A 7,168-nucleotide genomic window follows, 5' to 3' on the forward strand; every position below is an offset into this window, starting at 1 on the left:
GCCGCCGTCGCACCGGCCCGCGAGGGGCCGTCGGTTCAGGCCTTGCCGAGGATCCGGTTCATCTTGGTGCCGCACACCGGGCAGGTGCCCTGGGCCATGCGGCGGCCGGACTCGCTGACCTTGACCTCGCCGTCGAAGTCGCGCTTCTCCTTGCACTTCACGCAGTAGCCGTTGTAGCTCTCAGCCACGGGATCTCCTCGTCTCGGGGGGCGTCGCGGCACGCGCGCCGGGCGCCGTTGCGCGAGAACGCTACCCGTGTCGCGGCGTACCGGAACCGGGGGCGGGCGTCCGTCCCGGGTCCGTGAGGGCCGCTCGCGCACCCCGGTTCCCACAGCCTGTGGACAACCCTGTGGAGCACGTGGGGACCGCTCGGCGTGTCCCTGTGCGCAGCCAGGGGGCGGAGCGGGGACGGGGTGCCGCCGGTGCGCGCCCTTCCCCCGTCCGACCTGCGTCGACGCACCCGTGCGGGCTGTGGACCGCCGCGCCCGCACCCCTGCGTCACCGAGTGGGTGGCGGCGGTGTCCACCGTCCGTGCGACCTCCACACGAGAGGGTGTCTCCAGGTGGGCGCGGAGGGGCTCCGGTGCCTTACGGTTCCCCCGTGCCAGGAACGCCTCCCGACGACTCCGCGCACCCTGGTCAGCCCGGCGTGCCGCCGCGGCCCCCGGGTGTGCGCCGTGCCGTGCCCATGGCGCGGCGTTCGTCGGCCGACGGCGGTACCGCGCCGCGCCCCGGCGAGGAGTCCGAGGCCGTCGTCGAGGTGCGCCGCAGCGCCCGCCGGCGTCGCACGGTGACCGCCTACCGGGAGAGCGGCCGCACCGTGGTGCTCATCCCCGCGGCGTTCAGTCCTGCGGAGGAGCGCCGGTGGGTGGCGCAGATGGTGGCCAAGCTGCAGACGCGGGAGGAGCGGCGCCGCCGCTCGCTGGGCGGCGACGACGAGCTGATGGTGCGGGCCCGTGCGCTCTCGGCCGCACACCTCGACGGCCTGGCCGAGCCGGCCTCGGTGCGGTGGGTGGAGAACCAGCAGCGCCGCTGGGGCTCGTGCACCCCGGCCGACCGCAGCATCCGGCTGAGCAGCCGGCTGCGGTCGATGCCCGAGTACGTCGTGGACTACGTGCTGGTGCACGAGCTGGTGCACCTGCTCGAGCCGGGCCACGACGAGCGCTTCTGGGCGCTGGTCGCGCGCTACCCGCGGGCCGAGCGGGCTCGCGGCTTCCTCGAGGGCGTCGAGCTGGCCAACACCGCCGGCGCGGCCGGCGCCGCGGACGGACCGGACGCCGACCTCGTCGACTGAGGCGCTAGCGCTCGTCCTCCGGCGGCTGCTCGTCGGTGATCGCCCGGAGCTCGTCGTCCGCCCCCTGACGGGTCACGAAGTCCAGCGGCTCGTCGAGGTCGTCCGACGTCGGCAGCAGGTCCGGGTGGTTCCACAGCCGGTCGCGCTCCCCGGCGCCGTGCTGCTGCGTCATCGCGCCCCAGACCGTGGCCGCGTCCCGCAGCCGGCGGGGGCGCAGCTGCAGCCCCACGAGCGTGGCGAAGGTCTGCTCGGCCGGCCCACCCGTGGCCCGCCGACGGCGCATCGTCTCGGCGAGCGCCGGGTGGCCGGGCAGCCGGTCCTGCGCGGCGGCCGCGACGACGGTGTCGATCCAGCCCTCCACCAGGGCGAGCAGCGTCTCCAGGCGGCGCAGCGCCATCGCCTGCTCGGGCGTCTCCTCGGGCTCGAGCAGCCCGCTGCCGAGCAGGCGCTGGATGCTCTCGGGGTCGCTGGGGTCCAGGCCCTCCATGCCGCCGCCGGCCATCGCCTCCGAGATGCCGCGCTCGATGGCCTCGCGGTCGATGGTGATGCCGCGGGCGTAGGCGTGCACCGCGTCCTGCAGCTGCTGGCGCAGCCACGGCACGTGCGCGAACAGCCGCTGCGCCGCGGCCTCGCGCAGCGCGAGGAACAGCCGCACCTCGTCGGCCGGGCGGTCCAGCCCGTCGGCGAACGCGGCCACGTTCTGCGGCACGAGCACCCCGGTGCCCGCGGGGGCGAGGGGCAGCCCGACGTCGGTGCTGGTCAGGACCTCGTCGGCGAGCTTGCCGAGGGCCGAGCCGACCTGGGCGCCGAACATCAGCCCGCCCATCCGGCCCATGATCCCGGCGACCGGACCGAAGCTCATCGCGGCCTCCTGCGGCAGCGCGCTGGTCATGGCGGCGACCACGCGCTCCGCGAGCGGGTCGATCAGCGCGCCCCACTCCGGCAGCGTCTTCTCGACCCACTCCACCCTCGACCACGCGGCGGTGCGGTCGATGCCCGAGGGCAGCTCGGTGACCTGGTCCAGCCACAGGTCGGCCAGCCGCAGCGCCTCGGCGACGGCCGTGCGCTCGCCCTCGCTGGAGGGCTGGTGCCCGGCGGCGAGCTGGCTGATCGCGCTCTGCCGGGCGAGGTCCCAGTTGACCGGGCCGCCCGACCAGTTCATGAGCTTCTGCAGCTCGGCGAACAAGGGCATCTTCCCCAGGACGTCCTGCGGGTTCCCGCCGCCGGCCAGGCCGCCGAACAGCGCGCCCAGGCCGAACGGGTCGCCGCCGGGGTCGTTCCCACCGCCCTCCCGGCGCTCGGGATCGCGGTCGGGGAGACCGAAGCCGAAGGGCACGTCGCTCATGCATCCACGGTAGACGCCGTGATCTTCCCGGGGGGCGCGCAGCGGTTCGCCGGCAGCGGACGGCCTCCTGAAGGGACCCGGCGCGAGCGTGCGAGCGACGGGGGGCAGGAGGTCCTTGATCTAGGCTCGCCGCTCGTGACCCGTCGCATCGCCGTCCTCACCGCCGGGGGCGTGCTGCTGGTGCTCTTCGGCGTGCTCGGCACGACGCTGCCGGTGCCCTACGTCGCCCAGGTGCCCGGGCCGACCTACAACACGCTGGGTGAGATCGACGGCGAGCCGATCATCGACGTGCAGGGCCGGGAGCGCAACGACGTCGAGGGCAACCTCAACCTCACGACCGTGGGCGTGGGGCGGCGTGGGCTGAGCCTCGTGCAGGCCGTGCGCGGGTGGTTCGACGACGAGGTCGCCGTCGTCCCGGAGGAGTCGGTGTACCCGCCCGACCGCACCCCGGAGGAGACCCGCGAGGTCAACCGGCGCGCCTTCCTCACGTCGGAGCAGGCAGCCGAGTCCGTGGCCCTCGGGCGGCTGGGCTACCCGGTCAAGGTCGTCGTCCGCGGGGTGCCGGAGGACTCGCCGTCGGCGGGGTTGCTCGAGGAGGGCGACGCCGTCGAGTCCGTCGACGGCCGCCCGACCCCCGACTTCGCCGCGCTGGACTCGGTGCTCGCCTCGATCCCGCCGCGGACGGCCGTGACGGTGGGCTACACGCGGCTCGGGGAGGCAGGCAGCACCACGGTCACCACCCGGGCCGCCGAGGAGGGCGACGGCTCGGCCCTCGGTGTGAACGTGCTGGAGCAGCCGTCCGCGCCCTTCGACATCGACATCCGGGTGGAGGACGTCGGCGGACCCTCGGCCGGGCTGATCCTGACCCTCGGCATCCTCGACCTCGTGGGCGACGAGGACCTCACCGGCGGTGCGCTCGTGGCGGGCACCGGGACGATCGACGGCGAGGGGACCGTGGGCCCGATCGGCGGCATCGCGTTGAAGATGGTCGCCGCCCGCGAGATCGACGCCGACCTCTTCCTCGTGCCCGCCGGGAACTGCGACGAGGCGCTCGCGGCCGGGGATCCCGGGTTCCCGCTGGCCAGGGTGGCCGACCTGGACGACGCGCTGGACGCACTGGCCGACTTCCGGGCCGGGCGCACGCCCAAAGCCTGCTGAGGCGGGGGACCGGGGAACCCGGGCGCGCGTGGAGCGTTGTGCTGGGATGAGCGGGGGAGTGCGCCAGGGTCGGGCGTCTCCGCCTCGCCGGTGGTGCGGTCGTGAGCCGCGCTGCCGGATCCGCACCTGACGCTCCGCTGCCGAACCATCTGCAACTGAAGGAGACCGACCGTGGCCATGCGGCCCCCCGTGCCGGTGCCGACGCTGTCGCGGCGCGCGAAGCTGGCCCTCGGCGCCATCGCCGTGCTGCTCGTGCTCTTCACCGTGATCGGCACGCTCACCAACGTCTACGTCGACTACCTGTGGTTCGACGAGACGAACTACACCGAGGTTTTCTGGACCGAGCTGCAGAGCCGGGCGCTGCTGTTCGCCGTGGCGGGGGTGGCCACCGGCGGCCTCACCGCGCTGGCGATCTACCTCGCCTACCGGTTCCGCCCGACGTTCCGGCCCATGTCGCTCGAGCAGCAGAACCTCGAGCGCTACCGGCAGTCGCTGGAGCCCCGCGCCGGGCTGGTGCTCACCGCCGTCGCCGTGGTCCTCGGGCTGTTCGCCGGCTTCACCGCGCAGGGCAGCTGGGAGACCTGGCTGACCTTCCGGAACAGCACCGACTTCGGCCAGACCGACCCCCAATTCGGGCTCGACCTGTCCTTCTTCGTCTTCGAGTACCCCTTCTACCGGCTGGTGCTCGGGTTCGGCTTCGCCATCGTCATCCTGGCGCTGATCGGCTCGCTGCTGACCCACTACGTGTTCGGCGGGCTGCGGCTCCAGACGCCGGGGCAGAAGCTGACGTCCGCGGCCCGGGTGCAGATCTCGGTGCTCCTGGGCGTCTTCGTGGCGCTCAAGGCGGTGGCCTACTGGCTGGACCGCTACGGGCTCGTCTACTCCGACCGCGGTGACGTCTTCACCGGCGCCAGCTACACCGACATCAACGCGCTGCTGGTGCCCAAGACGATCCTGGTGTTCGTCGCCGCCGTCTGCGCGATCGCGTTCTTCGCCAACATCGTGTTCCGCAACCTCCTGCTGCCGGCCGCGGCGCTGGTGCTCCTGCTGGCGACCAGCCTGGTGATCAGCGTCGCCTACCCGGCGATCGTGCAGCAGTTCGTCGTGCGGCCCAGCGCCAACGAGCGGGAGGCGCCCTACATCGAGCGCGCCATCGAGATGACGCGGCAGGCCTACGGCCTCGACGAGATCGAGTACGTCGACTACGCCCAGGACACCACGGCGGAGGGCGGCGGCGAGAACGAGGCGGTCGACCCCGAGGTGGCCCTGGCCGAGCTGCGCAACGACACCGAGACCATCCCGAACGCGCGGCTCCTGGACCCCAACGTCCTGTCCGACACGTTCACGGCGCGCCAGCAGATCCGGAACTGGTACGGCTTCCCGGAGAAGCTCGACGTGGACCGCTACACGGTGGACGGCGAGACCCGCGACTACGTCGTCGCGGCGCGCGAGCTCAACAGTGCCGGGCTCTCGGAGAACCAGAGCACCTGGATCAACCGGCACACCGTCTACACCCACGGGCACGGCTTCGTGGCTGCGCCGGCCAACGAGGTCTTCGGTGGGTCCGACGGCGGCGAGCCCAACTTCACGACGCGCGACCTGCCCGTCCAGGGCGACATCGACGTCGAGCAGAGCCGGATCTACTACGGCGAGCTGATCGAGGACTACTCCGTCGTCGGCGCTCCCGAGGGGTCCGCGCCCCGCGAGTCGGACCTGCCCGGCTCCAACGACCGGCAGCTCAACAACACCTACGACGGCGAGGGCGGGGTGTCGGTCGGCAGCTTCTTCCGGCAGCTCACCTACGCCGTCTACTTCCGGGAGCGGAACTTCCTGCTCTCCAGCGCGGTCAACGAGGAGTCCAAGGTCCTCTACGTCCGCGACCCGCGGGACCGGGTCGAGAAGGCCGCACCCTTCCTCGAGGTCGACGGGGACCCGTACCCGGCGGTCCTCGACGGCCGGGTCACCTGGATCCTCGACGGCTACACGACGTCGGACTCCTACCCCTACGCCGAGCAGATGGAGCTGGGCGAGGCGGCGACCGACGCGCTGACCGGGACCGGGACCGCGGCGCTGCCCAACGAGACCTTCAACTACATCCGCAACTCGGTGAAGGCGACCGTCGACGCCTACGACGGCACCGTCACGCTCTACGAGTGGGACACCGAGGACCCGGTCCTGCAGACCTACATGAAGGCGTTCCCGGGGATCGTCCAGCCCCGCGAGGACGTGCCCGAGGAGCTGGAGAGCCACGTCCGCTACCCCGAGGACCTGTTCAAGGTGCAGCGGGACATCCTGACCCGCTACCACGTGGACGACCCGATCTCGTTCTACGAGGGCAGCGACCGCTGGCAGATCCCGACCGACCCCACCCAGGACATCGAGGAGAACCAGCCGCCGTACTACATCCTCGCCCAGCGGCCGGGTGACGACGGGGCCACCTTCCAGCTCACCAGCGCCCTGAACGCGTTCCAGCGGCCGAACCTGTCCGCCTTCCTGTCCGCGTCCAGCGCACCCGACAGCTACGGCGCCATCCAGGTGCTGCAGCTACCGGGCAACACGCCGTTCCGCGGTCCGACGCAGGTGCAGAACTCGTTCGAGGCGAACGACGACATCCGCCGCGACCTCACCCTGTTCGACAGCGAGAACTCGAACGCGGTGTTCGGCAACCTGCTCACCCTGCCGATCGGCGACGCCGGACTCCTCTACGTCGAACCGCTCTACGTGGAGAGCACCGGCGAGGGCGGCTTCCCCCTGCTGCAGCGGGTGATGGTCAACTTCGGTGGCCGGATCGGCTACGCGAACACGCTCGCCGAGGCGCTGGACCAGGTGTTCGGTGCCGGCGTGGGGGAGATCGCCACCGACAGCGACGCGGCCGGGCCGCCGCCGGAGGACGACGGCGAGGAGACCCCGGCGCCGGAGCCCGCGCCGACCCCCGCACCCGCGCCCGAGGACGGCGAGGACCAGGCGGGGACGCCTGACCTCGACCAGGCGGTGACCGACCTGGACGAGGCGCTGGCCGCGCTGGCCGAGGCGCAGCGCAGCGGCAGCTTCGCCCAGCAGGGGCAGGCGCTGGAGGACCTGCAGGCCGCGGTGGAGGCCTACCGCGCGGCCCAGGAGGCAGCCGGCGCCACGGCGACGCCCGGCGGCTGAGCCGGCGAGGGGGCGGCGCGGACCCGCGCCGCCCCCTCCGGCCCGCCTGGTACGGTGGTCCTACCGACGCGGGGTGGAGCAGCTCGGTAGCTCGCTGGGCTCATAACCCAGAGGTCGCAGGTTCGAATCCTGCCCCCGCTACGACGCAGAAGGGGCCCGGCTCCACCCGGTCCCCCGCCAGGTGGGTGCGGTGGGCGGGGGGGCGCACCCCGGGGGGGGGTG

5 protein-coding genes and 1 tRNA gene are annotated in these 7,168 nt (G+C 73.0%); 4 read left to right on the forward strand and 2 right to left on the reverse strand.

Annotation, left to right across the window (positions count from 1 at the left end; genetic code table 11):
- Positions 1-35: 35 nt before the first annotated feature.
- Positions 36-188, reverse strand: a complete 153-nt coding sequence (locus tag ACI79H_RS18000) for a DUF5679 domain-containing protein (protein ID WP_012950213.1) — start codon at positions 186-188, stop codon at positions 36-38.
- 412 nt (positions 189-600) lie between these two features.
- On the opposite strand from ACI79H_RS18000, the gene ACI79H_RS18005 reads away from it, so the two are divergent.
- Positions 601-1,293: a M48 metallopeptidase family protein gene (locus ACI79H_RS18005; RefSeq protein ID WP_456555792.1), complete on the forward strand. Its 693-nt coding sequence runs from the start codon at positions 601-603 to the stop codon at positions 1,291-1,293.
- 4 nt (positions 1,294-1,297) lie between these two features.
- Here ACI79H_RS18005 and ACI79H_RS18010 read toward each other — a convergent pair whose 3' ends face one another.
- Positions 1,298-2,638 carry a zinc-dependent metalloprotease gene (locus ACI79H_RS18010; RefSeq protein ID WP_456555793.1) on the reverse strand — a complete coding sequence of 447 codons (1,341 nt, stop codon included), beginning with the start codon at positions 2,636-2,638 and terminating at the stop codon, positions 1,298-1,300.
- 135 nt (positions 2,639-2,773) lie between these two features.
- Here ACI79H_RS18010 and ACI79H_RS18015 point away from each other — a divergent pair, with 135 nt between their 5' ends.
- The 3 genes from ACI79H_RS18015 (at position 2,774) to ACI79H_RS18025 (ending at position 7,087) form a co-directional block, all read left to right on the forward strand.
- Positions 2,774-3,796 (forward strand): YlbL family protein, encoded by a 1,023-nt coding sequence (locus ACI79H_RS18015; RefSeq protein WP_456555794.1) that lies wholly within the window; start codon positions 2,774-2,776, stop codon positions 3,794-3,796.
- Between the two features lie 177 nt (positions 3,797-3,973).
- Entirely contained in the window at positions 3,974-6,946 is a 2,973-nt protein-coding gene (locus ACI79H_RS18020; RefSeq protein ID WP_456555795.1) for a UPF0182 family membrane protein, read from the forward strand.
- A gap of 67 nt (positions 6,947-7,013) precedes the next feature.
- A tRNA-Met gene (locus ACI79H_RS18025) sits at positions 7,014-7,087 on the forward strand.
- The last annotated feature ends 81 nt before the right edge of the window (positions 7,088-7,168 follow it).

It is taken from the genome of Blastococcus sp. SYSU D01042, assembly GCF_054050515.1.